Annotated in this window: 22 protein-coding genes; 8 read left to right on the forward strand and 14 right to left on the reverse strand. The window is 55.1% G+C overall.

What is annotated here, in order from left to right:
- Positions 1 to 4 precede the first annotated feature (4 nt).
- A complete protein-coding gene (locus tag BN2591_RS07185; RefSeq protein WP_086870250.1) occupies positions 5 to 1,015 on the reverse strand; it encodes an alpha/beta hydrolase in 1,011 nt (336 codons plus the stop codon).
- 291 nt (positions 1,016 to 1,306) lie between these two features.
- On the opposite strand from BN2591_RS07185, the gene BN2591_RS07190 reads away from it, so the two are divergent.
- Genes BN2591_RS07190 through BN2591_RS07200 form a run of 3 tightly spaced genes read left to right on the forward strand, consistent with a single transcriptional unit; the run spans position 1,307 to position 7,264 of the window.
- On the forward strand, positions 1,307 to 2,668 hold the full coding sequence (locus BN2591_RS07190) for a hypothetical protein (protein WP_086870252.1): 1,362 nt from the start codon (positions 1,307 to 1,309) through the stop codon (positions 2,666 to 2,668).
- Positions 2,665 to 4,563: a phospholipase D-like domain-containing protein gene (locus tag BN2591_RS07195; RefSeq protein ID WP_086870254.1), complete on the forward strand. Its 1,899-nt coding sequence runs from the start codon at positions 2,665 to 2,667 to the stop codon at positions 4,561 to 4,563. The genes BN2591_RS07190 and BN2591_RS07195 overlap by 4 nt, the downstream gene beginning before the upstream one ends.
- Positions 4,553 to 7,264 (forward strand): DEAD/DEAH box helicase, encoded by a 2,712-nt coding sequence (locus BN2591_RS07200; RefSeq protein WP_086870256.1) that lies wholly within the window; start codon positions 4,553 to 4,555, stop codon positions 7,262 to 7,264. Before BN2591_RS07195 ends, BN2591_RS07200 begins: the two co-directional genes overlap by 11 nt.
- 16 nt (positions 7,265 to 7,280) lie before the next feature.
- On the opposite strand, the gene BN2591_RS07205 is transcribed toward BN2591_RS07200, so the two are convergent.
- On the reverse strand, positions 7,281 to 7,526 hold the full coding sequence (locus tag BN2591_RS07205) for a zinc ribbon domain-containing protein (protein ID WP_086870258.1): 246 nt from the start codon (positions 7,524 to 7,526) through the stop codon (positions 7,281 to 7,283).
- 150 nt (positions 7,527 to 7,676) lie between these two features.
- On the opposite strand from BN2591_RS07205, the gene BN2591_RS07210 reads away from it, so the two are divergent.
- On the forward strand, positions 7,677 to 8,714 hold the full coding sequence (locus tag BN2591_RS07210; RefSeq protein ID WP_086870260.1) for a hypothetical protein: 1,038 nt from the start codon (positions 7,677 to 7,679) through the stop codon (positions 8,712 to 8,714).
- 78 nt (positions 8,715 to 8,792) lie between these two features.
- Here the strand turns inward: BN2591_RS07210 and BN2591_RS07215 are convergent, their stop codons facing one another.
- From BN2591_RS07215 to BN2591_RS07250, 8 genes are all read right to left on the reverse strand, one after another.
- A complete protein-coding gene (locus BN2591_RS07215) occupies positions 8,793 to 9,068 on the reverse strand; it encodes a hypothetical protein (RefSeq protein ID WP_086870262.1) in 276 nt (91 codons plus the stop codon).
- A 171-nt stretch (positions 9,069 to 9,239) separates the two neighbouring features.
- The gene (locus tag BN2591_RS07220) at positions 9,240 to 10,562 is read right to left on the reverse strand and encodes an ABC transporter substrate-binding protein (RefSeq protein WP_086870263.1); all 1,323 of its coding nucleotides are present in this window, start codon (positions 10,560 to 10,562) and stop codon (positions 9,240 to 9,242) included.
- Positions 10,555 to 11,628, reverse strand: coding sequence for an ABC transporter ATP-binding protein (locus BN2591_RS07225; protein ID WP_086870265.1), 1,074 nt, complete (start codon positions 11,626 to 11,628; stop codon positions 10,555 to 10,557). Before BN2591_RS07225 ends, BN2591_RS07220 begins: the two co-directional genes overlap by 8 nt.
- A gap of 4 nt (positions 11,629 to 11,632) precedes the next feature.
- Positions 11,633 to 12,457, reverse strand: coding sequence for a phosphodiesterase (locus tag BN2591_RS07230; protein ID WP_086870267.1), 825 nt, complete (start codon positions 12,455 to 12,457; stop codon positions 11,633 to 11,635).
- Positions 12,458 to 12,468: 11 nt separating this feature from the next.
- Positions 12,469 to 13,356, reverse strand: coding sequence for a carbohydrate ABC transporter permease (locus BN2591_RS07235; protein ID WP_086870268.1), 888 nt, complete (start codon positions 13,354 to 13,356; stop codon positions 12,469 to 12,471).
- Positions 13,346 to 14,218, reverse strand: coding sequence for a carbohydrate ABC transporter permease (locus tag BN2591_RS07240; RefSeq protein ID WP_086870270.1), 873 nt, complete (start codon positions 14,216 to 14,218; stop codon positions 13,346 to 13,348). The genes BN2591_RS07235 and BN2591_RS07240 overlap by 11 nt, the downstream gene beginning before the upstream one ends.
- 360 nt (positions 14,219 to 14,578) lie before the next feature.
- Positions 14,579 to 15,157: a TetR/AcrR family transcriptional regulator gene (locus BN2591_RS07245; protein ID WP_086870272.1), complete on the reverse strand. Its 579-nt coding sequence runs from the start codon at positions 15,155 to 15,157 to the stop codon at positions 14,579 to 14,581.
- Positions 15,158 to 15,423: 266 nt separating this feature from the next.
- A complete protein-coding gene (locus BN2591_RS07250) occupies positions 15,424 to 16,209 on the reverse strand; it encodes an NAD(P)H-dependent oxidoreductase (protein WP_086870274.1) in 786 nt (261 codons plus the stop codon).
- 87 nt (positions 16,210 to 16,296) lie between these two features.
- Between BN2591_RS07250 and BN2591_RS07255 the strand changes: the two genes are divergently transcribed.
- The 3 genes from BN2591_RS07255 (at position 16,297) to foxA (ending at position 20,522) form a co-directional block, all read left to right on the forward strand.
- Positions 16,297 to 17,217, forward strand: coding sequence for a LysR family transcriptional regulator (locus BN2591_RS07255; protein WP_086870276.1), 921 nt, complete (start codon positions 16,297 to 16,299; stop codon positions 17,215 to 17,217).
- 117 nt (positions 17,218 to 17,334) lie between these two features.
- Positions 17,335 to 18,285 carry a helix-turn-helix transcriptional regulator gene (locus BN2591_RS07260; protein ID WP_086870278.1) on the forward strand — a complete coding sequence of 317 codons (951 nt, stop codon included), beginning with the start codon at positions 17,335 to 17,337 and terminating at the stop codon, positions 18,283 to 18,285.
- Between the two features lie 143 nt (positions 18,286 to 18,428).
- Positions 18,429 to 20,522: a ferrioxamine B receptor FoxA gene (foxA, locus tag BN2591_RS07265; RefSeq protein ID WP_086870280.1), complete on the forward strand. Its 2,094-nt coding sequence runs from the start codon at positions 18,429 to 18,431 to the stop codon at positions 20,520 to 20,522.
- 42 nt (positions 20,523 to 20,564) lie between these two features.
- Here the strand turns inward: foxA and murP are convergent, their stop codons facing one another.
- Positions 20,565 to 22,004: a PTS N-acetylmuramic acid transporter subunit IIBC gene (gene murP, locus BN2591_RS07270; RefSeq protein WP_086870282.1), complete on the reverse strand. Its 1,440-nt coding sequence runs from the start codon at positions 22,002 to 22,004 to the stop codon at positions 20,565 to 20,567.
- The gene (murQ, locus tag BN2591_RS07275; RefSeq protein WP_086870284.1) at positions 22,004 to 22,915 is read right to left on the reverse strand and encodes an N-acetylmuramic acid 6-phosphate etherase; all 912 of its coding nucleotides are present in this window, start codon (positions 22,913 to 22,915) and stop codon (positions 22,004 to 22,006) included. Before murQ ends, murP begins: the two co-directional genes overlap by 1 nt.
- Positions 22,916 to 23,241: 326 nt before the next feature.
- Between murQ and BN2591_RS07280 the strand changes: the two genes are divergently transcribed.
- Entirely contained in the window at positions 23,242 to 23,931 is a 690-nt protein-coding gene (locus BN2591_RS07280; protein WP_086870286.1) for a hypothetical protein, read from the forward strand.
- On the opposite strand, the gene BN2591_RS07285 is transcribed toward BN2591_RS07280, so the two are convergent.
- Together BN2591_RS07285 and BN2591_RS07290 are read right to left on the reverse strand one after the other, a co-directional pair.
- Entirely contained in the window at positions 23,885 to 24,316 is a 432-nt protein-coding gene (locus tag BN2591_RS07285) for a hypothetical protein (RefSeq protein WP_086870288.1), read from the reverse strand. The two genes, BN2591_RS07280 and BN2591_RS07285, sit on opposite strands and share 47 nt — an antisense overlap.
- Positions 24,317 to 24,326: 10 nt before the next feature.
- The gene (locus tag BN2591_RS07290) at positions 24,327 to 25,211 is read right to left on the reverse strand and encodes a winged helix-turn-helix domain-containing protein (protein ID WP_086870290.1); all 885 of its coding nucleotides are present in this window, start codon (positions 25,209 to 25,211) and stop codon (positions 24,327 to 24,329) included.
- Between the last annotated feature and the right edge of the window lie 34 nt (positions 25,212 to 25,245).

Here is a 25,245-nt window from a genome sequence, read left to right on the forward strand (position 1 = left end):
GGGCTTATTGCAGGTGGGTGCGCAGTTCGTGTGCGGCCTGCGATAACGCGGTGCGCACGGTTGGCTCTTCACTGAGGGCGTTCAGCAGACCGTAGTCGTGGATCATGCCGTTATAGCGGGTGACCGTCACCGGCACGCCAGCGGCATCCAGCTTACGACCAAACGCTTCACCTTCATCACGCAGCACGTCCAGCTCAGCGGTCTGAATCAGCGTCGGCGGCAGGCCTTTCAACTGCGCGCTGCTGGCTTCCAGCGGGGAAGCGAGGATATTGCGGCGGTCGCTCTTTTTGGTGGTGTAGTTGTCCCAGAACCATTTCATCATGTTTTTACTGAGGAAATAGCCGTTAGAGAACTGGTTATAGGAGCCAGTTTCAAAGCGCGCGTCGGTAACCGGCCAGAACATCACCTGGTAACGAATCGCGGGTGTATGGTGTTCTTTGGCCTGCAAGGCGACGGCGGCGACCATATTGCCGCCTACGCTGTTACCGGCCAGCGCCAGGCGTGAACCATCGACGCCAATCTCTTTGCCGTGCTCGGCAACCCAGCGGGTCGCTTCATACGCCTGATTAATCGCTACCGGAAAGTGCGCTTCCGGCGATGGCGTGTAATTGACAAACACCGCTGCCGCGCCGGACTCATTCACCAGATCGCGAACCAAACGTTCATGGGTTGGATAGTCGCCCAGCACCCAGCCACCGCCGTGGAAGAACATAAACACCGGCAATGTTCCGGTTGCGCCTTGTGGTTTAACGATAGTCAGTTTCAGCGGTTGGCCGTTGACGGTGATGGTTTTCTCCGAGACATCAGCCGGTGGCAGTTTCGCGCCTTGTTGTGCGCCAATCAGCACCTGGCGGGCATCCTGCGGGGAAAGTTGTTCAATCGGTTTACCGCCGCTGCTGTTCAGCACGGAAAGAAATTTCGCCACACCCGCTGTCGGTGTTGGCGCATCGGCGGCCCAGGCGGTGGAAACGCTGGAGGCAACTAAACTCATGGCAATCAGTAATGAACGTGACATCTTATCTCCCTTGCGATTGTATCGCGTGCTATTTAGTTGGTTGTGTTAAGTGCCGTTGTGTCCGGCTGTGGAGTGCAATTTAAGTAGTGCGCTATTTGATTGCAAGCTAAATTTATAAGGTTAATGCGCGATAGCGTTTTACTGATTGATTTTAAAAAGATTAAATTTTCAAAAAAACTGTGTCAGACGCAGAGGATCGCCTGACTGCCTGTAAAGTACCAAAGATGAGGATGTCATGGGACTGGTAAAAAGAGGATAATAACCGCTTGTTTTTCCTTAAATAAAATTTTAATGAATCTTCAGCGTTTTATTACGGAATATGACGACTCGCTCAGCGGTGAACTGAATATTGACCCGCTTGGTCAATTGATTGTCTGGTCCTCTTTCGGACAGCAGATTTTTCGCAACCGTATTAGTTCAGTCGCCAATGATGTTCGTCACTACACACTCAATCTGCTCCACCATTATGTTATTCGTAGCGTCCTCAGTGATGACAAAACGCAGCTCGGCGACGCATTACAAAAAATCTACGGCGGCAAAAACGATGTAAAACTGACGCACGCCTGTTTGATTTTCCTGGAGAATATTTACACCTTGTCGATGTGTGATAGCCAGAGCAAAAAGGGTGTCGTTACCACCGGCGTGCTGGGCATCGTTAAAGCCCGCGACAAATTTGCGAAATTCGATAATAACCCGCGGCTTATTTTCGGCCACGGAGCGGATAGCCAGTTGCTGACCCAACAATTATTTCTCGGCACCAACGGGCGTTATAAAACGCCGATGATGAATATGCATTTCTTCGATCAAAAATATCATTATCAGTTGGCAGAAGGCATATCCGCGTGGCAACAGGCCGGACAATTTATTTTGCAAACACCGCAGCTAAAAACGCTTTTTCGCCGATTATGTGACTGCCTGAAAACGCAGCTTGGCGTGCGGCTCCAGCAGGGGCTCACGCTGCGCTTTGCCGATATCGATAAGAAAATCACCCGAGCGTATGTGCAGGCGTTTCGCTCGTCGGAATATGTTGGCAGTTACGCCAAATATTTCTGGCTGGCGATGACCCGTTTACGCGAAGGCGCTTCCGGCGCGCTGTATGACGCCCTTGAACAAGCGTCGGAAAAGCTACCTGCGGCAGCGATTTTCCAGCAGGCGTTGCGTCTTAGCCATAACCAAGCCGACCGCCAACTTCTGCGTCACATTGTGCATGTTGAGCCGTTACTGGCGGCGATTGATCTGCTTTTTAGTGGGATGTTACAGCGTAAAAAACAGACGCTGGAGGAGATTCGCCAGTTCTGGACGCAGCGCGGGCTGGACGATCGCACGCTACCGAAACGTGCTGAGCAGGTGATAAACGATAAAACACTGCTGCCCGCGCTTTCCGGCACGGCGCATACCCGCCTTGAGCGTTTGTTGAATGTCGCGCAAGCGCCTTCTGTTGCTGAACAAGCGATTGAATTGCTCAAATACCATGAGTATGTGATGCAAAGCCGCGGCCAGTTACCGTGGATAACACTTACTGGCGAAACGCTGACATTGCAGATTCCCGTACGCGCTCTGCACGACGATCGCCAGAATGACGGCTGGGTTAACGATTATTACATCCCGCAGTTCCGCCATATGCTGCAAGGATTGTGGGGAGTCGAACAATGAAGCTCATCAGCGAATTTAAAGCGCAACTGGCCACGCTTGGCGAGATAAAACGGGTCTGGCTGACCAGTTTTAATATCAATATTGGTTTTATCGAAACGCACCTGCTGCCTGCGGTGCTGGGGATGGAAGAGCCACCGAAAAACCGCAGCGAGTTTGAACGCCTGCAATTTGACCTCACCCGCAAAAAGATCGATTTCCGCGTCTATTGCGATAAACGGCTGATCACCCAGGAGCAGCACAAGCGCACATCGATCGCCATTCTGCCGGTTTCCGTGCGGCAAATTGCCCCGCATCTGGATGCCCAAAATAGCCTTTTTCACCCCAAAGTGATTTATCTCGAAGATGTGCACGGCAACATGATCCTCGGCGCGGGCAGCGCGAACCTGACGCTCAGCGGCTGGGGGCGCAACCAGGAAGCGGTAGATTTTCGCCGCGTCAGCACCAACAAGCAGTATCAGCAGATTAAGTCCTTTTTTACGCAGGTCGACCCGGACATGGATGTCGATGATGCGTTCCCGGTGCGGCGGAAATTTTCCCATGACGATCCTGACTGGGATTTTATTCATTCCCTTTCCGGTAAAACGCTGCTGAAAGCGCTGGCGAACGGCGACACCATTAAAAAGCTCTCTGTCTGGTCGCCCTATCTGGCCGCTGATTTAGCGGGTTTTATTGACTCTTTATCGCATGCGTTTGGTAACCCGGCGCTGAGTATCGATTTGGTGCCCGATCTGGCGCGCGGGCGGTTTTTGCGCACGCCCGGCGGGCAAGGTGTGGAAGCATTGCGTCAATCCGGTCAGTTACGCCTGTGTAAAAATCCGCTAGAGCGTGACGAGCGCTCAGAACTCACTCACGCCAAAGTCTGGCTGGCGACGGGGAAAAGCTCTGCAACACTGGCGATCGGCTCGTGGAATTTCACCGCGCCGGGCTGCAGCAGCATCAACGTAGACAGCACAGACGAGGCGCACCGGAACATCGAAGCGGGCATTGTGCATCGCGTCTCGCCGAAAACAAACATCGTCGGTGATGTACTGGCTGAAAAGGCGTTCGATTTCGCCAGCGCCGGGTTGCTGGAAGCAGAGAGCTTGCACGTTCCCGAGCAATTACCCTTTGATTTACAGGTGCAATTTGACTGGCGTTCGGGAAAATACACCGTATCCGGCGAATGGTTTGACGGCAAATCCAACGCGCAGTATGCCCTTCGCTTGCCGGGTATCGCACAGGCGATTCCGCTGGGCTGGCGCGCTAAGTCATTGATTACACTGCGCGATCTCGTGGCCGAACAGCCGGATGATGTGTTAACCCAGCACTTTTACACCGTCATCCGCCCCGGCGAGGCGGACTGGCAGGGCATTATTCATGAAGTGGGGCAGGCGTTTCGCCGGGTGAACGGGTTTGACTCGCTGCACGATCTTCTGAACAGCTATATCAGTGATGTCGATCCGCAGGCTAACGATGCGGTGCAACTGCGGGAAACGCTGTGCGATGGCGATTCCGCAGAGGATGTGCCGCCAGAGGAAAAACCACCGGTACAGACCAGCGCCACCAGCTATTTCCGTCTTTTCTACGCGCTGGAAAAACGTCGTGAGCAACTCGAAACCCTGAACGATGACGCCTCGTTGCACTACTGGCTGTTCACCTGCCCTGGCTGTTTGCTCGAGCTGGTGGAGAAAGTGCGCGAAAACCTCGCCGCGCAACCGGGAACGTTGTTTGGCTGGTTTATGGCCAACGAGGTGCAAAGCCTCTGTCTGCTGGCGAAAAAACGCTACCGCAAAAAGCGCCTCGCCGCCCACTGGTGGCCGAAGCTTGTCATCGACATTCCGCCCTTACCGGTGAAAGGAAAACAGCGCCAGCAGTACCTCGATGCGATAAAGCAAAGGTGTGGATATGAAGCCTGATAACTGGAAAGCCATTACCCCGCAGGTCGTGGCGAAAATGATGAGTTTTGACGCGTCGCAAGACGACTGGCAATACGATGCGCAGGAAGCGTCAATGGCCGCGCGTCAGGCCGAGGGTGTCGCCGGGCTGTGGAATATTCTGGCAAAACGCCGGCTGGCGCTGCTGGCCGACGAAGTAGGGATGGGCAAAACCTACCAGGCGATTGGCGTGGTGCTCCAGCTCTGGCATAAAAAGCCCGACGCGAAAATCCTTATCCTCGCGCCTAATAAAGACATTTGCCTGCACTGGAAACGGGAATACAAAACCTTTTTGCAGCATCACTATCGCGCTAAAAATCCGCAGATTTGTAACGCCAACAGGGAACCCGTGCATGAAGCGCGCATTTTCACCCGGCTGAACGAGCTTGCGCAGGATATCCATGAATCACAGGGGAATTTTTACCTGACCACCATTCACTCGCTCAGCGGACTGGTGCCGGCGGAGGAGAAAAATAGCAGCAATGCGCAAGCATGCGCGGCGCATGAAGCGGGGAAAATCCATGCGCAAATTAAAGCGATGCTGGGCGAGCAAGGGTTTGATCTCATCATCATTGATGAGGCGCACTACTTCCGTAATCGCGATGGCAAATCCCAGCGCGCGGCGGCGGCGAAGCGCTTTTTTGGCGAGGAGAAAAACCGCTTAGGACAACGAACGTTATTACTCACTGCGACGCCGAATCACTCTTCATCGCGCAATGTCGCCGATATCTTACGTTACTTCGTCGATCCCGAGGCGATTAGCCCCAATGGTGACGCCAAAACGCTGTTAAAAACTTTTGCCATTCGCCGCCTGCGACAGATGCAGGGAAAAGGCGTGACCAACAATAAATATAACTACCGCCATGAGCAGGCGACGGCGGCGGATTTTACCGACAACCCGGATGCAGAGCTCTTTTTCGCCCTTTACCAGCGCGAACTGGTCAAGACGCTGGGCGCAAAAGGTGAGCGCCGCCAGTTCCAGTATGGCTATCTTGAAGGGTTTGAATCGACCGGTATTGTGGCCAAAGAGGACAGCGAAAGCGGTGAAGAGAATTCGGACGATATGGCAAAAGATGCCTTTCATCAGGCACCGGACTCCCGTTTGCTGGTGGAGCTGACGGAGGAGTTTCAGCGCATTTATAACCGCTTTCCGGATCACCCGAAATATGGCGCGCTGGTCAGGCAGTGCGTGCCTGAACAGTTGTTTACTGCACCACGCCCGCTGTATCGCGATAAACACCTGGTGTTCGTGCGCCGTATTCCCTCGGTACGAGAAATTACCCAGCGCATCAACGCCGAATATGACGAGCTAATGGCGCAGGAAATTATTGCCGCCTGGGGCGTTGAATCCCCGGAGGAGACGCTAAAAGCGTGGCGCAAAAGCGGCTGGTCACGTAAGTATTTCAACCGCTTAACCCAGACGGCGCACGTGTTGCAAGAGGCGTCAGCGTTCCAGGATGACGACGCCGGGAGTGATGACGATGAGGAGATCAACGAGCGCAAGCAAAATGAACTGAAGCTGTCATCGAAAATCGCCGATCTGTTTGTGGTGAAAAAAACGGGTGAGAAGCGAACCGATTGCACTAACGTCAGCCAGCGTTTTCGCCGGGCCGAAAGCCTGTTCTCGCTGTTTCTGGAGCCTGCGGCGGATTATCGCTGCGCGCAATATGCCACCTATTACCGGCTCACCGATCGCCAGCGCGATAACTTTGGCGATGCGGCGCGTGACGCCCGTCTGCAAACGTGGCCTGCTGCGCCGGGTCTGGCGCGTCGCGAAACGATGCAGGAAAACCGTTATGAGCAGCCGCTGCAAACGGCCTGGGGGATGATGTTTCCGCTGCTGCCTGCGCACTGCCAGCAGCAACTTCGAGACTGGCAGGCAAGCAACCCGGCGATTGTGGAAAACCTCGCCAACTACCTGAAAACGGGCTACATCTTTGCCAGCCCGGTGATGATTGAACTCTACTGCTGGTTTATCCGCTTTAGCCGCCAGAACAGTACGGCGGACGTGCAAAAGCGCTACCGCGATTTTACCGCCAGCATTGCTGATAAATTGCCGGGATCGTTACTGCTGCGCTATTTCATCAATGGCATTGAAACCTTCGGGGCGATGTGTGAAAAAATCACCGATCACCCGCTGACTGACTGGAAAACGCCGTGGCGGGAACTGACCAACCTCTCAAGTCCGGCGTGGTACGCCAGTGGGCAAACCGATAACCGGCAACGTTTGATCCTCGGTTTCAACAGCCCCTTTTATCCCAATGTGCTGGTGGCAACGTCTGTGTTCCAGGAAGGGGTGAACCTGCATTTGCAGTGCAACCAGGTGCATCACTACGGGATTGCCTGGACACCTGGCGACAACGAACAGCGCGTAGGGCGTGTCGATCGGCTGTTTGGCCGCGTTAATCAGTTACTGAAAGAGCAGGGCACGACTGAGCTGCGCATTCACTATCCTTACCTTGCACAGTCGCTGGATCAGGATCAGCTCGCCGCCTTTATCCAGCACAAACGTAACTTTGAAGCGAAGCTTGATGCCTGCGACTTTGAGCAGTTCAGCCGGGATATCAATCTCAACGACGAAACCGGTGGCTGGCAGGCGGCGCTGCGTAAACCGCAGGCTGCCCTTAAACCGGTCGATCCGTATCCGGCGGAATTTGCCGGGGCAAAAGACCCGGCAAAGTAACGACTTCCTGGCTGGATCAGGCTCTGTCAGCCCAGGCGGGCATCGACGTCAGATAGCGAACGGCGCGTTTACGCGCTTCTTCGTTACCGACGTGCTGCCAGGAATCCAGGTACTGCGCCAGGCCGGAAACGGCCTCTTCCCAGGATTTCAACTGGCCTTCGCTGTCGGTACACCAGACGCAATATTTATCGCTGGGGCCACGCGCTTCCGGTGCGGATAGCGGCATTCCGCAGGAGTGGCAGTGAAGTTCGGCGTGAGACATGGTGTGCTCCTTGGCAGTGAGTTGAGTAATAAACATACAGAAACGGCTGGCGGGAAACTGTTCATCCGCTCATAAAGGCGCATTATTTTCGTGGTTATTGTGGGCGGCATGTTGTTTTACACTTTTCGTTCATTTCGCAGGGAGGATGGCATGACAGATTACTGGTGGAAGGATCTTCGCGATCGTAATGAGAGCTGGCAGGGGCTGGAACTGATGGTGCGCGAAGGCGACGGCCAGGCGATGGAAATGCTCAGCGGGCACAACGGGCGCATGGCGTTGCAGGTCAATGGTAAGACGCTGTTTTGGGCCACCATGCTGAAAGATCACTCCGGCGTCTGGCTGGTGTTCAACGCGGAACATCCTTGTCAGGAATTGCTGTTGCCGGCAATCACCTCGGCAGAGGTGGAAAGCGCTAAACGCGCAGGCGACGCGAACTGGATAAGCTACTGGTGTCGTTATTTTGCCCGCCAGTTGATGGAGGCGCCAACGCCGCTGCTGGCACCGCGCCGCTGGTTGCTGCGCCCAATGGAGCAGGTCAAACCGACTGCGCCGTATGTCCTCAATAAACCGCTACCGTTTGAGCAGTGGCGTTTTCATACTCCGGCCAGCAGCGCGCAAATCAGCGTTAACTGGTCGCTGTGGAGCGAGGATTTCCCCGACCTGCAAAACCCGGAAAAGGTGACGTTTGTCGACTGGTGGTGGAATGGCCATCTGCTGCTGGCGCGTTACCCGGTGGACCCGGCAAGCGGACGCGTGAAGTGGTGGCGCAAGAAATGCCGCGAGGGCGAGTTGCCGCCGATTCTGGTGTGGTTTATCGCCGGGCTGGCGTCGTTCGTGATCCTCGACGGTCACGATCGTTTGCAGGCCGCGCTGGCAGAGAGTATTCAACCGCAGTTCCTGGTGCTCAGTGAACTGACTGAACGGAGTTATACCCCCGACGAAGAGACGCGGGAACGGGTGTTGCGCTCACTGGCTATCCAGCAGGAGAAGTGCAAAAAAACCGGGGCCAATATTGATGCAATGAACCAGTCGCTGCTGAACCTGTATGACACCCGTTATCTTTACGCCCCGACGCACAGCCGCGCGGTGCTGGGCGATGGCAAAGGCTGGGAACGCGACGTGACCAACTATTTGCAGCGCCACCAGTTAGAGGGGCATCTGGCGAAGATCCTTTCGCGGGAAGAGTGAGGTGAAAACGCCAGCCGTTATAGCATTTTCAAGCGCTGGCGTGTAAGTAAATACTTACTGGGGCTTGCTCAATACTTATCACCGATTGCACTGGCTAATCTGGTTATCCCGATGGGTTTTATACCCGACGCACTCCCCGGTGTGTGGATTGACGTAATACCGAATCGATGAGGGCAAGATCTGCTCATAGAATGGCGTGCCGGGCGGAGAAGCCAGGTTAGTTTTAATTTCCCAATACTGAACACCGTCGAGCTCTACAAGCGCTGCAAGGTGAATATCATAGTCCCAGCAGTTGATGAAATTTTTTAACGCGTAAGCTTTCGCGGATTCAATCGCTTCTTTTTCATCAATCATTGCTGAATAACACCCTTATCGCTAAAGCCCATTGAATACCTCTTCCATTGCGATCAACCTGTCGCGCAAATGCGTGAAGCCTGTTGACTGGCGCTCAAATGATACTGAAAAAGCAGAGAAAATCATGGCGAAAAAGGAGAACTGCCCCGCATCCTTGCGGGGCTGAATGGCTTATTTCACAGCTTGCAGCGCCGTTTTTTCAACGTACGGTTTCATCAATGCATCTGCTTCTTTCTGCGCGGCTTCAGCGGCGGCTTGTGGCGTAACTTTCTCGTCGTTCACCACCGCCGCGAGCTGGTTTTCCATCGCTTTACGCACCGCGACCGTCTCATACGTCGAATACCACGGATGGGCATATTTCAGTTGCTCCAGCGCAATCGCCGCGCGCGGATCCTGTTTCAGGTATTCTTTCATCTCGGCGGTGTCGTAAGAGGCCTTCAGCGGCGAGAAATAGCCGGTGAAGCGGCTCCAGGCGCCGTTCACTTCCGGGCTGACGAGGTACGTCAGGAACTGATATGCCGCTTTTTTCTGCGCATCGTTGATGCCCTTAAAGCTCACCAGGCTGGCGCCGCCAATCGGCACGGCGCGCTGCTCCTGCGCGGGCATCATCGCCACGCCCAGCTCGAAATCTTTGGTGTTCTCACGCATAAAGCCCAGCGCGCCGGTGCTCAGCATTGCCATGCCCAGCTTGCCAGAGAAAAACGCGGCGCTGATCTGCTTAGAGTTCAGCACGCCGGAGGGCATCACTTTGTCTTTGTAGATCAGATCCTGCCAGAAGCGCAGCGCGCCAATGGTGGTCGGTGCGTTGTAATAGACTTCGCCGGGATAGTTTTCGTTGAAGTAGTTTCCGCCGTTGGCGCGCACCAGCGAGGAGAAAATCCAGCCGCCGTAATCGTCGTTAGTCGATGGCAGCATAATGCCCCACTGGCCTTTGCTCTGATCGGTGAGTTTTTTCGCGTCGTCGAGCAGTTCTTTCCAGTTCTGCGGCGGCTGTTTGATGCCCGCCTGGTCGAACATCGTTTTGTTGTAGTAAAGGATCGGCGTCGAGTTGTGGAACGGAATGGCGTAGGTTACGCCCATCACTTGCGCGTTTTTGCGCATCGCAGGCCAGAAGGCGGTTTGCAGGAAATCGCCCGCTTTTTTGTCGCCATATTTGAACAACTCGTCCATCGGCAGAATTTCATCTTTCAGCGCCAGATCGGTGGTGAAGTTGGCAGACATGATCACCAGCGCAGGTGGTTGACCCGCTTTCTGCGCGGATTCGGCTTTCATTTTGGTGGTGTCGTAATTGCCGGTGAAAATCCCGCGCACTTCCACCTCTTTTTGCGAGTCATTAAACGCTTTGATGACACGCGTCATCTCCATCGTCAGTTTGCCGTCCACCGGGGCCGGAAACATGAAATCAATCTTCTCCTGCGCCATCGCCGTGCCGCTGATGGCAAAGGTTATGGCGTAAGTAAGCACTCGCAGCGTCTTTGGCAGAGGCTTAGGCATGGTCTTTCTCCTGGTGTAAGTTAAGCAAGGTTTGCGCATCAAAAAGATGGCTATCAAGGGGTGAAAAACCGACGCGGAGTGTGTCCCCTTTATTGGGCACATCGCCTCTGTGACGGCGGATATAACGCAGGTTGCCGATTGGCGTGCTGACGTGAAGCTGGTAATCCGCGCCCATCAGTTCCCGCTGAATCACCGTGGCGGGCAGCACCAACTGGCCCGCTTCCGGCGTATCGGTAATGTGTTCCGGGCGAATGCCCAGCCACACGTCGGCGGCATTGCGGGCGTGAGCTGGTAACGGCAGGCGTTGCTCATCCAGTAGCACGTTGCCATTGGCGCACGGCAACGCGAGCAGATTCATTGCCGGAGAGCCAATAAACCCGGCGACAAACAGGTTCGCCGGGTGCGCATAAAGGTGCTCCGGGCGGCCAACCTGCTGCACGTGACCGCCATTCATCACCACAATGCGATCGGCCATCGACATGGCTTCGGTCTGATCGTGCGTGACATAAATGGTGCTGGTTTTGAGCTGCTGGTGCGTCGCCATAATGCTGTCGCGCACTTCGGTGCGCAGGCGCGCATCAAGGTTAGAGAGCGGCTCGTCCATTAAAAACAGCTTCGGGTTACGCACAATCGCGCGCGCCATCGCCACGCGCTGGCGCTGGCCGCCGGAGAGTTTTGCCGGTTTTCTCTCCAGCAGCGTGTCGAGCTGCAACATCTGTGCCACGCGATCCAGACGCGGCTGCCAGGTCGCTTTCTCTTCGTGGCGCACTTTCATGCCGAAGGTGATGTTGTCGCGCACGGAAAGGTGCGGAAACAGCGCGTAGTTCTGGAAGATCATCGCGAAATTGCGCTCGCGCGGTGAACGCGTAGTGATGTCGTCGTTATCGAGCAGGATCGCGCCGTCGCTGACGCTTTCCAGCCCGGCAATTAACCTTAGCAGCGTGCTTTTACCGCAGCCGGAAGGGCCAACCAGCACCACGAATTCCCCGTCGTGGATATCCAGCGACAGCGCGTTGAGCGCCGGTTTGCCATCGAACTGTTTGCTTATGTTTTGCAGTCTTAACATGGGGTTAACGCTCATCCACCGGGCAACTGATGCTCTCGTTGTATAACCACGGGCCAGCGTAATGCGACAGCGGATGCAGGTAGCTCACCCACTGTTCGCCAATCTGGCGGTGCATCAGGCACGACGGCGGCGACATGTCGTAATACGGGCGGGTATCTTCGTGGCAGTACGGCACCTGGTGAACCGTTGCAGGAATGGTGGCAATTGTCGCCTGGCGATACTGGGTCATGGTCAGGCTGTGGTTGTGGCCGCAGAAAATGCGCGTCAGCGCCGGGAAGCGCTCCACCAGTTTCAGCAACAGATGACCATTTTCGCAGGCGATGCGATCCATCTGCGCGTTACCGAGCGGCAGCGGCGGGTGGTGCATAAAGATTGCGGTCGGTTTGTCTTTGCTATTGCTGAGCTGTGCTTCCAGCCAGCTCAGCGTGTCGTTGGTCAGCCAGCCTTTTGACTCCCCGGCAAGGCTGGAATCAATGAACAGCAGGCGGGTAGCGAAATCATCAATCGCGTAGCGCATGTTCTGCGGATCGTTACCCAGATGCGGGCACAGCGGATGCAAGTATTCGAGAAAATGGGCTTTGTCGTCGTGGTTGCCAGGAATAACAAACAGCGGGTAGTCGAGACTGCCTAAGATCTGGCGCGCCACGCGGTACTCTTCCGGGCGGCCACAGTTAACAATATCGCCGCTGACCACCACCGCATCCGGGCGCTCACGCAGGGCGTTAAGCTGGCACACCACATCGGCATTCCCGGCGTTGATATCAATAAAACCGTACAGCTTCTCGTTCTGGCTGCGGAAATGGGTATCTGAAATTTGCGCTAAAAACATCACTCAACTCCTTATTTAATCCCGGAAAAGCCAAAGCTCCGGAGAAACTGCTTTTGAAAAGCGATAAACGCGACCATCAACGGCAGGCAGACCATCAGCGTTCCGGCGCTGATCATTCCCCACTGGCCGCCGGACTCCGCGCCCATGGCGAATGACACCAGGCCGACCGTCAGCACCTGCTTGTCCGGGTCGTTGAGCATCATTAATGGCCATAAATACTCGTTCCAGTGGTAGGTAATGCTGACGGTGGCGAAGGCCAGCACCGACGGCCACGACATCGGTAACATCACGCGGAACAGCACCTGCCACCAGCGGCAGCCCTCCATCAGCGCGGCCTCTTCGATCTCTTTCGGGATCGCGAGAAACGCCTGACGCATCAGGAACACGCCGAACGCCGAGGTGAAATAGGGCATCATTACGCCGGTCAGGGTGTTGAGCAGGCCGAAGGTTTTCAGCGTCAGCATGTTGGGGATCATCATCACTACTGGCATGATCATCAGTTGCACCAGAAAAAGGATGAACAGCGTTTTCTTGCCGCGAAATTCGTGGCAGGCAAAGACGTAACCGGCAGTAGTGATGGTGAACAGTTGAACGAAGAAGGTGCCGAAGGCGAAAATCAGCGTGTTGGCGTAGAGGCTCAGCCAGTTGGCGCTGTCCCATGCGTCGCGAAAATTATCCAGCGTGAGCGGGAAGCGCGGCAGAATCGACGCCATGTCTTCGCCAAACGTGGTGGCGCTGAACGCAGACGACAGCATCCAGATAAACGGGCTCACCCACAGCAGCGCCAGGCAAACCATCAGTACCGCAATCGTCACCGGGCGGGAGTGGCGCAGGCGCAGCCACAACGGGCGCGCTACGGACGTGCTGCGGCTGATGGCAGGCGTAATCTCAACGCTCATAATGCGCTCCTCTTTCCAGTAGTTTCAGGTTGACCAGCGAGAAGACGAACAGCCCGACCAGCGTCAGAAAGGTGGCTGCGGAGGCTTTACCCAGATCGTGGGTATCCCAGGCGAGGTTTTGAATGTAATAGAGCAGCACGGTGGTGGCGTTGTCCGGCCCGCCGCGCGTCATCACCGCCACGTGGTCGATCTGGGTAATGGAGTAAATCAGTGCCGTAGTAACGACAAAGCTGATGGTCGGGCGCAGCAGCGGCAGCGTCACCTTGAAGAACACCTGCGTGGTGCTCGCGCCTTCCATTACTGCCGCTTCACGCGTGGACGCGGGAATGCCCTGCAAGCCAGCAAGAAAAAACAGCATGTAATAGCCGGCAAACTTCCAGACGCCAATCAACGCCAGCGCAAACAGCGCACTGTTGCTGCGGCCCAGCCAGTTGTTGTTCATCGGGCCGAAGAGTTGCGCCAGATAGTGGTCGAGCATCCCCATACCGGGCATAAAGATAAACAGCCACAGTGCGGCGGCACTGACCATCGGGATAATCATCGGAAAGAAAAAGGCGGTGCGCAGCCAGCGGTTGACGCGGTGGTTTTCCCATAATGCCACCGCCAGCAGCAGCGCCAGCGTGACGCCCGGGATCACCGTCAGCAGCAGATAAACCAGGTTATTGAACAGCGATTGCCAGAACACGCTGTCATCCAGCAGGCGGGTGAAATTTCCCAGCCCGACATATGGCGCATCCTGGGTTGCCATGCGGGTGTCGAACAGGCTGTCGTACACCGAGCGAAATAGCGGAAAGTAGGTAAACAGCGCCAGGAACAGCAGTGACGGCGACAGAATCAGCCAGGGAAGCCAGTATTTTTTCATAAATGCCTGAAAACAAATTTACGGGTTTCGAAAGCCAGAGAGTCTGTGAAAAAAATGCTGCAATAGGATGGCGCGCAAATGACTATTTAGTGAACAGAATGCTACCGCATAGATGTCAGCGTCGAGCGGCTGGCTTTTCAGTATGACGACGCCGACTTCCTGAGTTGGACGTTGTGCAGGTGGTGTGGCGTTATCGCATCAAACCACGCGAGGGCGGCCATCAATGTTGTGGTTATTAACTTCATGACTATTTTCCTGGCATGCGCGAAGCCTGCCCGTTTTTAAAACAGGAGAATAAGCAGGCGAGTTGGCATTTATTTCAGAAGGGCTGGAAATAAGCGCGGGTTTATATTTGTCGGGTTATTTATTTGGCAGAAATATCATCGTGATGATTTCCTGATACAACTTTTTTAACTGCGTCGGGTCGCATTTTTGCGGGGTTAAACGGCGTAATGTCGCGCCTTCCATCAGGCCTGCCAGCAGCTCAACGCAGCAGCGCACCTGTTCGGCGCTTAACTGCGGATGTCGGCTCTGCATATGGTTGCAGGCATTGTTAAACATGCGGGCGTCGGCTTCGACCATCATCGCCTGAACCTGCGGATTACGCGTCGCTTCGGCAGACATCTCCAGCATTAATGCGTCGTCATCCGGGCTAAGCGTTTGCCGCCAGGCCAGCACCTCCGGCAGGTGCGTGGTTTCGGCTTTGTTTTCCATTTCGGCGATGCGGTAGTCGATGATTCGGCGAACAATCTCCTCAATAATGGCGTCTTTACTGCTGAAATAGCGGTAGATCTGCCCGACGCTCAACTGAGCTTCGAGGGCGATTTGCGACATGCTGGCGGCGTGAAAGCCACTCACGCGAAAACGCCGACGGGCGGCGGCGATAATCTCATCTTTACGCTGCTGATGACGTTGTTCCTGCGTGGTTTTCGGCGGCATCGGTAACCCTCGATTGGCTGATTTTTGAGAGTGATCGTTCTCAACTCTCAAATAGATTAAACGAATTTATATTTTCCGCTTAATCATTTTCTGCGCAAATTATTGGAATTTACAAAACTTGCTATTGTGAAGAAATAATGAAAAACAATGGAGAAATGCGCCAGAAAATAATAGCGAAGAGAGTTGATATTAATTTGAAGGCATTGTGAGGGAGTGCAAATAGAATAAACCGGCGCCATTTATTGACGCCGGTTATTTTTTTGCGTTTATGCTTTTCTCTTTTGATGAATTGCCAGCCCAATTTCGCCCGGCGCAATCTCCGGACGCAGGGTTAACGCCGGTATGGTGTAATCCCCGCCGTTTTGCTGGCGAAACGGCAGCGGCGGCGTCTGCCATAACGTATCCAGCCGCTGTGCCAGCTCTTCACGGTGCGCGGCGAATCGCGCGTCATCAACGCGACTGGTGCGATAAATCACCAGCGGCGGCAGCACCTCAAAACCCGGGTAAAACAACATGCCGTGCTGGATCGGAAACAGAATGTCGTCGATAGAGCCGTTGATACCGCGCGGGCTGTAGTGCGATTCCCAACCACCGGCGGTGACCAGCAGCATGGCGCGCTTACCGGCCAGGCTGCCTTCGCCGTAGCGATCGCCCCAGTGTGTGTCGCTGTGCTCGCCCACACCGTAGGCGAAACCGCAGGCGTAAACGCGGTCGAACCAGCCTTTCATGATGGCGGGCATGGAAAACCACCACAGAGGAAACTGGAATATTACCGCGTCGGCCCACAGCAGTTTGGCCTGTTCGGCGGCGATATCCGCAGCTTGTCGGCCCTGCCCGAAGGCGTGTTTCGAATCTGCCGATGGGTTGAAAACATCGCCAACAGGCGCATCAAGGCTGTCGTTCGCGTCGAGCTGCGCTTTCCATTGCATGGCGTACAGGTCGGAAACCTCGACATGGTGGCCTGCTTTTTCAAGGTGCTGCACGGCGAACGCTTTCAGCGCGCCATTCAACGAATGCGGCTGCGGATGGGCATAAACAATCAATACATTCATAACAACTCCCGGCAATAAGATTGAAGCTGCAGGGTAGGCGACGCACGGATATAGTAGAAATTAATTGCTGATATCACAGGTATAGTCATGATTAATCTCAACCGCCTGGATCTGAACCTGCTGCTGACGCTGGATGTACTGCTCCGTGAGCACAATGTCACGCGCGCGGCGCAGCGGCTGAATCTTTCTCAGCCTTCGGTGAGTGTGCAACTGGCGCGGCTGCGCGAGATCTTTGATGATCCGTTGCTGTTGCCTGGCCCGCGCGGTATGCAGCCGACCGTGCGGGCGGACGAACTACGTGAACCGTTACGCCAGGCGCTGGAAGCGCTGGAGCGCGCAGTGTCGCCAGTCAACGCGTTTGATCCCGCCCGCGCCAGTGTTACCTGGCGAATTGCGGCGACGGATTACACCGAATCGGCGGTACTGCTGCCGCTGCTTAGCACGTTGCGTCGCGACGCGCCCGCCAGCCGCCTCGCGGTGTTTGAGCTTAACCCCGGCCAGATTAAGCGCCAGGCCGAGCAGGGCGATATCGATCTGTTCTTCCATTTGCGCGAAGGCGCACCGGCGTCGCTGCACCAGCGGTTATTGTTCACTGAGCGCTATGTCCTTGCGGGGCGTTTAGGCCATCCGGCGCTTAAACGCCGCCCGTCGATCAAACAGTTTTGCCAGCTGGAGCATGTGATTGTCTCGCCGGAGGGCGGCGGATTTCAGGCGGCAACAGACGACGCGCTGGCGGCTCGCGGATTGACGCGCAATGTGGTGCTTTCGGTGCCGCATTTCCTGTTTATGCTGGATGCGCTGGCGCGCACCGATTTGGTCGCTGTGCTGCCGGAGCGGCTTGTCGCCACCACTGGTGCGTTACAGGTGGTTGATCCGCCTGTTGAGTTGGCAGGATTTGACATGCTGATGCTCTGGCATGAACGGCTGCACCGCGATCCCGGACATAAATGGTTGCGCCAGCAAATCCTCGGTGTGCTGGGAAACGCCGACGGGGCTAACACGCCGTAATCAGTGTGTTGAGAATAGTTCTCAATATTATTGAAGCGTATCAGGGCGAATGATAAGGTGTAGGCCGTTTCGCCCGCGCGCGGGTGAGGGTTCGACAGATAGCGATGGCTGCCGTCTATGCAAAAAAGACACTTTTCAATTGAAGACTTTATCGGTTTTGGCGAGCGTTATGGGATTGATTACCGCTTCCCGTCGCTGGCAACCGGTCTTTTCAGCAAAGCGCAGCGCATTGTTATCCAGGGCGATGTTGAAGAGATGACGCTCTCTTCGGGTATCAACCTTACCCGTTCTGATATTCGCGTTCTGCAACCTTATGAAACCACCTCGCTGCACAGTTGCCCGCTCTATATGCTGGTGGTGCTGGAAGGGAGTGTGATGCTGCGCCTCAACGGCGAAGCGTTTGTTGTGCGCTCCGGCATGGCGTTTACCTCGCGCCTGAGCGAACACCAGGTGATGAACGCCAGCCATCTGGCGGATTGCCATCTGCGCACGTTATCGCTTGGCGTCGATCCGGCAAGCTGCTGGCAATCGCCGCTCCTCAGCGCACTTTTACAGCAGTGGGAAGCGCACGGCGCACCGACCTTTTTATGGCAGGTGCCGGGCTTTTTACTGACTGGTTTACAGCAAACCCAGCAAGCCTCGCTGCCTGCGCTCTCTCGCCAGTTGATGCTGGAAGGAGTGATGTTGCAACTGCTGGGTAACGCGCTGTCGCAGCGCTTGCAAGGGCAGGAGAGCCGCCGCACAGCCCCGTGTGGCGCACAGCAGCGGCTGGAAAACGTACGCCGTTTGCTGGAGCAGCACCCCGAAAAAGAGTACACCCTGGCGGCACTGGCGCAACTGGCGGCGATGAGTGCCAGCAGCCTGCGCGTGAAGTTCCGCCAGGCGTACGGTCACTCAGTGTTTGATTATCTGCGCGATTGCCGTCTTGAACTGGCGCGTCGCTATCTGGCCCAGGGCTACAGCGTACAGCAAGCCGCGTGGATGTCCGGTTATCAGCACGCCACCAATTTTTCCACCGCGTTTCGCCGCCGCTACGGTATGGCTCCCAGCGAAATCCGCGCGTCCTGATTTTCCCCTGTGTAGACCAGTTTTGCTGTCGCGGGCGCGGTTTTATCATTGCGCATACGTGAATCATCACTGCGCATAGCTATTGGCGAATTCAAAAGGGTAATAATTCTTATTTACAATAATAACGGCTTCTGGAGATTTTCATGTTCGCAAAAACGCGACTGGCGCTGATGATTGGCTGCATAACCGGCGGGATGAGCGTAACGGTGCTGGCACAAGAGACAACTCCCGGCAACGATACCGTGGTAGTGACTTCACAAATGCAAAGCGGCGCGACCAAACTGGAGACGCCGGATATCGAAACGCCGCAGGCGGTATCGATTGTTACCCGCCAGCAGTATGAAGAGCAGGGCGCCATCAGCGTGCGCCAGGCGGTGAGTTACACACCGGGCGTCTACAGTAACCAGATTGGCGCATCGAACCGTTTTGACTATATCGTGTTGCGCGGTTTTTCTGACGGCAGCCTGGATAACGTCTATCTCGACGGGCTGAAAATGATGGGCGACACCAATTCGCACAGCTCGCTGGTTATCGATCCGTGGTTCCTGGATAGCGTAGAAGTGGTGCGCGGTCCGGCATCCGTATTGTATGGACGTTCATCGCCGGGCGGCATTGTGGCGCTGAATTCGCGCAAACCCTCGTTTGATCCTGGCGGTGAAGTGAAGCTGTTCGCCGGAAATAACAACCAGCGCGGCGCGGCGTTTGATGTCACCGGCCCGGTGGATGACAACGACCGCGTGGCGGTGCGTTTAACCGGTATGACGCGCTATGCGGATTCGCAGTTTGACCACCTGAAAGAGCAGCGTTACGCCATCGCGCCGAGCCTGACCTGGCGCATTACCGATCACACGCGCCTGGAGCTGATGGCTTACCTGCATCGCGATCCGGAAGGCGGCAGCCACTCCGGTTTGCCGTATGAAGGCACCGTGGTGCCGCACGCGGGCAAGAAAATCTCCAGCACCTTCTTTGAAGGCGAAGATGATTACGACAAATACGATCGCCGCGAAAATATGGTCGGCTACAACGTTGAACACGCCTTTGACAGTGGCTGGTCGGTGCGCCAGAAATTGCGCTACCTGCATACCACCGTTGATCTTAACCAGGTGTATGCTTCGGGTTGGCTGAACGACACCGAGTTGAACCGGGGTTACTCCGGCTCGGATGAATCGCTCTCGGCGGTGACGCTGGATAACCAGATCGATGGCAGCATTGATACCGGCGTGATCAACCATCGTTTGCTGTTTGGCGTGGATTATCAGCGTCGCAGCAATAATGTCACCGCGTCGTACGGCAGCTTCCCGGCGATCGACGCTTTCCACCCGGTTTATGGCGCCGATCCGCTGTCGATCAGCGTTTATAGCCGTGAAAAACACAAACTTGAGCAGACCGGGATCTACGCCCAGGATCAGATGTCCCTCGACAGATGGCGTCTGACGCTCGGCGGTCGTTACGATCAGGTGAAGATCACCAACGTCAATAAGATCAACGACACCCGCGATACGCTGGATAAGAACCACTTCAGCAGCCGCGCGGCGCTGATGTACCTGTTTGATAGCGGTTTTGCGCCATATGTCAGCTACTCGACCGCCTTCACGCCGACCAGTTTTACCGACGAGTACGGCAAGATCCTGCAACCGATGAAAGGCAAACAGTGGGAAACAGGGCTGAAATACCAGCCGGAAGGCTCGCAAACCATGTACAGCGCGTCGGTGTATCGCATCAACCAGGAGAACATCGCCACCAAAGTGGAGCCGACCGATCCCTACCGTTCCATCGGTGAGATCGAATCTGAAGGCGTGGAACTGGAAGCGGTGGGGCAACTGACGGACAACCTGCGTTTGCAGGCGGCTTACACCTACAACGACATTCGCTACAAAAAAAGCAGTGCGCAGGAGCAGGGCAAACGCGCGGTGTACGCGCCACGTAATCAGGCCAGTGCATGGCTCAGTTACGACGTGAAAGAGGGGGCGCTGAACGGGCTGACTGTCGGTTCTGGCGTGCGCTATGTCAATGGCATCACCTCCGATCGCCAGAACACGCACACGCTGCCGTCTTACACGCTGGTCGATCTGGCGGTGGGTTATGACCTGAGTAATGTGGGTCTGAAAGGGTTGAGCGCGCAGGTGAATGTCAACAACCTGACCGACAAACGCTATGTCGCGGCGTGTAATTCGCTCTCTTACTGCTACTTCGGTGCGGAACGCAGCATCGTCGGCAGCCTCTCTTATCGCTTCTGATGCCCTGATGTCACCCGGCTTTGCGCCGGGTGACATCGAGCATTAGCTTAAATCCACGTTTTTGTGACCAAAAAACCAGGTAGCGAGAAAACCACACACGTAGGCGACAACCACGCCTGCGGCGTAGACCGCCATTCCCGTGTAGATCCCCTGCCCGGAGGTCATCAACGGCAGCGCCACCAGGCCAGAAGGGCCAAACACAGTATTTAGCCCAACCGGCAACCCGAACCAGGCAATAGTGCCAATAAAGAAACCGCCGCAGGCACCGCCGATACAGGCCGTGACAAACGGTTTTACGCGCGGCAGCGTGACAGCGTAAATCAACGGTTCGCCGACACCGAGCAGGCCGGGAATGATTGCGCCACGGATCTGATTACGTAGCACCGACTCGCGCGCCGAGCGGAAATAAAGCGCCAGTGCCGCGCCCACCTGGCCGCCGCCCGCCATCGCCAGAATCGGGAACAGCGAGTTAAAGCCCTGCGCATCCATCAGCGCGAAATAGACCGGAATAAAACCCTGATGCACGCCAAACACCACGGCAATCAGGAACAGCCCGGCCAACACCGCGCAGCCGAACGGGTTGCCGTTAAGGTGCAGGAACAGCCACGACATGCCTTTAAACAGCTCAACGCCGATCGGCATGATCACCGTGAAGGTGAGCGCGCCGGTGATCAGTAGCGTCAGCAACGAAGTGAGGATCATATCGAGGTTATCCGGCATGAATTTACGGATTTGCCGCTCAATCCAGGCTCCCAGGATCGCGGCGATCAGCACGCCGATAATGTTGCCGCGCGGATCGATGCCCATGCCGAAAAAGTTATCGATACCGGAAAAATAGCCCACTGTCGCTTTTGGATCGTAACCGAGGACAAATAGCGCGGCGATGATCGCGCCATTGACGCCGCTACCGCCAAAGGCTTTTTGCGCGTTGTAGCCAATCAAAATCGGCAGGAAAGTGAACAGCCCTTTGCCGAAAACTTTCATATAACCCACGATATGGACAAGCGTGGCATTTTTTTCGGCGGCATTGATAAGCAGGCTTTGCTCAATCAGGGTGGCGAAGCCGAGCAGCATCCCGGCGGCGATAAAGCCAGGGATTAATGGGGTGAAAATGGTAGAAAATTTCGCCAGAAACTGATGCACGCCGCTGGTCTGTTTCGCTTTCATCTGCTGTTTGGTATCGCTGGCGATACTTTTCAGCGACGCCGCTTCCACAGGCGCGCTGACGCCGCCTGTCATCGCGCTCATCATTTCCGCCGCCGTTTGTGCTTTGCCGGGGCCAACGATAATTTGCAACTGATCCTCGCTATTGACCACGCCGAGAACACCGGGCAGTGCTTTGAGCCCGGCGTTGTCAACCAGGGCATCGTTGTTCAGCGTCAGACGCAGCCGCGTCATGCAGTTGCCGCAGGTTTTAATATTCGCTTTGCCGCCCACCAGTTGCAGGATTGCGGCAATAAACTGCTCGCTGATTTTGGCCATTAGTTGACTCCCGCGTTAGCCAGCGCCTGGCGAATGAACCCACCGTTATCGGCTAACAGACGTGCTGCCTGGTCAGCGCTCAGCCCGCCTGACACCATGACGATGGCGGTCTTACAATGCCCGTCGCAGGCTTTCAGCGCCTGGGTTGCGGTGGCGCTGTCGCAATCGGTCGCTTCCATCACAATATTGATTTGCCGCTGCACCAGCTTCTGGTTGGTGGCTTCCACATCGACCATTAAGTTGCCGTACACTTTGCCGCTGCGGATCATCGCGCCGGTCGTCAGCATGTTCAGCACCAGTTTCTGCGCGGTGCCGGCTTTCATTCGCGACGAGCCGGTAACGACTTCCGCACCCACCACGGGAACGATGGCGATATCGGCGATTTGCGTCATTTCACTGCCCGCGTTGCAGGTCAGCGCGACGGTGGTCGCACCGAGTTTTTGGGCGTATTGCATCGCGGCAATGACATACGGCGTGCGGCCGCTGGCGGCAATGCCGACCAGGATATCGTTGGCGTTAAAATTGAGCGCCTTAAGATCGTCAACACCGAGCGTCAGGCTGTCTTCGGCGTTTTCTACCGCCTGCAAAATGGCGCGATGGCCGCCAGCAATCAGACCCACCACCTGCTCGCGCGGGGTGCCATAGGTTGGCGGGCATTCGCTGGCATCCAGGATCCCAAGCCGTCCGGATGTACCGGCGCCGCAATAAATCAAGCGCCCGCCTTTCTGAAAAGCCACCACAATAGCATCTACCGCTTGCGTGATCGCCGGGATCGTTTTTTCCACCGCCAGCGCCACTTTTTGATCTTCACGGTTGATAACCCGCAACATTGCTTCGGTATCAAGCATGTCAATGTCAGCGCTGGCAGTATTGCGGCCTTCGGTAGTCAGTCTGGAGAGATCAATGTTCATCAACGTTTCGCTCAACTCGGTTTCACAGTTTTTTGCCTGTTGCCCTGCGGCGCAGGCATCCGTTAAGGAATAATATATTACTCACAAAATGTTTAATAAGAATAATTTATTCTTATTTGCTTATTACAGCAGAAATGTGACGCCGTTCATACGACACTATTTCATGCAGATTTTACTTACTGGCATGTTTTCTAAGCGTTAATTATTTAATGTCGTTGATTGATGGGACTTTTCACCCTGTCTGCGTTAAAAGACCCACCGGCTTTAACTATCTATGGTCAGTCACAAATACCATTATGACGCCTGTTATCTGCAAGGATGATGCAATGCATAAACTGAATTACGCCGCTACTTTCCCTTTCTGGCAGAGCCCGCAGCTGTCGCTGCATTGCAATTTACAGTGGCGCAGTTTTGCAAAGGTAGCAGTGCTCTTTAATGTGCAGGATCAGGCATTGCTCGGTGCGCAATGTGCAGTGTTAAGCCAGGCGGGCATAAGCGCGGAACAACTCTGGCCTGTTGCCAGAGCGTCAGGGAGTGATAGCAGACTGGCTGAATTACAGACACAGTGCATGGTATTGAGCGAAGCGCAACGGCAAGGGTGGCGCAATGTCCTGCTGTTAGATGCCGGCTTTCAGCTGGTGCAGGATGAAAGGGCATGCGCCCAGGCGAATCGCATCTTTATGAGTCTTCATCGGCTGGACTGGCATGTGTTGCTGCTGGGTGGGCACTATCAACATTTCTCGCCGCTATTGACGCTACCCGGCATCGCTCGTGTGCATCATGCCGGGAGCGCTGCGGCCTATGCCGTTAATGCCAGCTATTATCCCGTGTTATTAAATGCTTACCATCGTGCGATAGAGCATGCCGCCAGCCTTAATGATATTTGGCCATTACTAATGGGGAAACATTGCTGGCTGGCGATGAATCCGGGTCTGGTGAGCTGGCGTGATAACAACCCCACGCCGTTCCCTACTTGTCGTCCAGCGGGTAGAAAAAGATCATCCCGTTTTGCATAGTGACCAGCGGCACGCCATCTGGCCAAAGTTGCTGCATACGCACTTGCGAATGCACCAGTAAATCAATGTTGCTGGCAAGCAACTGGGTCTCCGGTGAGGGGACGAAATGAACAGATGTGTAGGTAAAAATGCGTTTCTCACCCACCTGGTTTCTCTGCACGAAACTCCCTTTTAGCCTGAACTGAGGGTTAGTAGGACTGCTGACATGGCTTACTATCGTCTCTCCAACGGTGGACAAACGGACGTCATAAAGCTCTTTTTGCTGCTGCGGCAAATCGTAAAAACCGAATTGCTGCGTCATGTTACTGCCCGGTTTTAATGCCGGCTGCGAACGATGCCACACATAGCCGCAGGCAGCACCAATCAGCGCCGTGAGCATCAGCATGACTCCGTACTTATGCGGTCTTGCAAGGCGCCATTTCATCGAGTTTTCTCCGCGTTTCTTCAAGGATCAATTCATTAAGTGAAGCCAAATTGGCCCGCCAGTGATAGATCTGCATCGCCAGAATATTCTGCCCACAGGTGCTGTATAAGCGCAGGGTGAAGTTCAGCGTTTGTTTATCACTTCGCGAATAGATGTTCAGGTTGATGGATTGCTTTTTTATCTGCTCATTTAAAAGGTGATAAGTGTCTTTGAGCCGGTTGTATACCGTGGCCTGATCCTGCAGATGCTCGCCGGGTTTTATAAGCGTATAAAGACGAATATTGCTGTACTCGTTTTTTGCCAGCTCTTCAGGTCGTATGCTCTGGCCGCGAGCGATTTTCAAATAGCCGATAAAGGCGACCAAAAGCGCGACAATCAGTAATAGCGATACGACGGCGCCACGGCGATAGCGCATTGGTTGTACACCTGTTTCATGCGCCACGTCAGAAGCGTGCGGCAGCGTATTGGCTGTTTCCGCCTCTGCGAGAGATTTCTCATTATCTAATGAAATATCTTCCTGAGGACTTTCAACCTGCTGGCAATATTCAGCATCCAGTATGTAGCCCCGTTTAGGTACAGTGCGAATAATGCGTTGCTGTTTGCCGTCATCTTCCAGCGCCGCGCGCAGGGCGTGAATGGCGTTTGGCAGGCTATTATTGCCAATAACCCGCCCCTCCCAGACCTGGTTGGTCAACTCTTCCCGCGTAAAAACCTTACCCGGGTGCTGTTGCAGCAGATCCAGCAGTTTGAGCTGATAGGCGCCCAGCCGCTTATGTTCTCCGGTGACTAAATGGATAATTGAACCGGAAGGTAAATCAATTAACCAATTGTTAATAGCGTAACAATATTTTTTCATGACGAATGTCGGGTCGCTCCATCCTGGAACAAGC

This window comes from Kosakonia pseudosacchari (assembly GCF_900184035.1).
In the GTDB taxonomy this organism is placed as follows: Bacteria; Pseudomonadota; Gammaproteobacteria; order Enterobacterales; family Enterobacteriaceae; genus Kosakonia; species Kosakonia pseudosacchari.

Bases quoted from the DNA above. Each gene is read 5' to 3' on its own strand.
- BN2591_RS07195 (WP_086870254.1), top strand. From the start codon at position 2,665: ATGAAGCTCATCAGCGAATTTAAAGCGCAACTGGCCACGCTTGGCGAG.
- BN2591_RS07255 (WP_086870276.1), top strand. From the start codon at position 16,297: ATGATTAATCTCAACCGCCTGGATCTGAACCTGCTGCTGACGCTGGAT.
- BN2591_RS07215 (WP_086870262.1), bottom strand. From the start codon at position 9,068: ATGATTGATGAAAAAGAAGCGATTGAATCCGCGAAAGCTTACGCGTTA.
- BN2591_RS07185 (WP_086870250.1), bottom strand. From the start codon at position 1,015: ATGTCACGTTCATTACTGATTGCCATGAGTTTAGTTGCCTCCAGCGTT.
- BN2591_RS07260 (WP_086870278.1), top strand. From the start codon at position 17,335: ATGCAAAAAAGACACTTTTCAATTGAAGACTTTATCGGTTTTGGCGAG.
- BN2591_RS07225 (WP_086870265.1), bottom strand. From the start codon at position 11,628: ATGTTAAGACTGCAAAACATAAGCAAACAGTTCGATGGCAAACCGGCG.
- BN2591_RS07235 (WP_086870268.1), bottom strand. From the start codon at position 13,356: ATGAGCGTTGAGATTACGCCTGCCATCAGCCGCAGCACGTCCGTAGCG.
- BN2591_RS07290 (WP_086870290.1), bottom strand. From the start codon at position 25,211: ATGAAAAAATATTGTTACGCTATTAACAATTGGTTAATTGATTTACCT.
- foxA (WP_086870280.1), top strand. From the start codon at position 18,429: ATGTTCGCAAAAACGCGACTGGCGCTGATGATTGGCTGCATAACCGGC.
- BN2591_RS07245 (WP_086870272.1), bottom strand. From the start codon at position 15,157: ATGCCGCCGAAAACCACGCAGGAACAACGTCATCAGCAGCGTAAAGAT.
- BN2591_RS07205 (WP_086870258.1), bottom strand. From the start codon at position 7,526: ATGTCTCACGCCGAACTTCACTGCCACTCCTGCGGAATGCCGCTATCC.
- BN2591_RS07220 (WP_086870263.1), bottom strand. From the start codon at position 10,562: ATGCCTAAGCCTCTGCCAAAGACGCTGCGAGTGCTTACTTACGCCATA.
- murP (WP_086870282.1), bottom strand. From the start codon at position 22,004: ATGGCCAAAATCAGCGAGCAGTTTATTGCCGCAATCCTGCAACTGGTG.
- murQ (WP_086870284.1), bottom strand. From the start codon at position 22,915: ATGAACATTGATCTCTCCAGACTGACTACCGAAGGCCGCAATACTGCC.
- BN2591_RS07250 (WP_086870274.1), bottom strand. From the start codon at position 16,209: ATGAATGTATTGATTGTTTATGCCCATCCGCAGCCGCATTCGTTGAAT.
- BN2591_RS07200 (WP_086870256.1), top strand. From the start codon at position 4,553: ATGAAGCCTGATAACTGGAAAGCCATTACCCCGCAGGTCGTGGCGAAA.
- BN2591_RS07210 (WP_086870260.1), top strand. From the start codon at position 7,677: ATGACAGATTACTGGTGGAAGGATCTTCGCGATCGTAATGAGAGCTGG.
- BN2591_RS07240 (WP_086870270.1), bottom strand. From the start codon at position 14,218: ATGAAAAAATACTGGCTTCCCTGGCTGATTCTGTCGCCGTCACTGCTG.
- BN2591_RS07285 (WP_086870288.1), bottom strand. From the start codon at position 24,316: ATGCTGATGCTCACGGCGCTGATTGGTGCTGCCTGCGGCTATGTGTGG.
- BN2591_RS07190 (WP_086870252.1), top strand. From the start codon at position 1,307: ATGAATCTTCAGCGTTTTATTACGGAATATGACGACTCGCTCAGCGGT.
- BN2591_RS07280 (WP_086870286.1), top strand. From the start codon at position 23,242: ATGCATAAACTGAATTACGCCGCTACTTTCCCTTTCTGGCAGAGCCCG.
- BN2591_RS07230 (WP_086870267.1), bottom strand. From the start codon at position 12,457: ATGTTTTTAGCGCAAATTTCAGATACCCATTTCCGCAGCCAGAACGAG.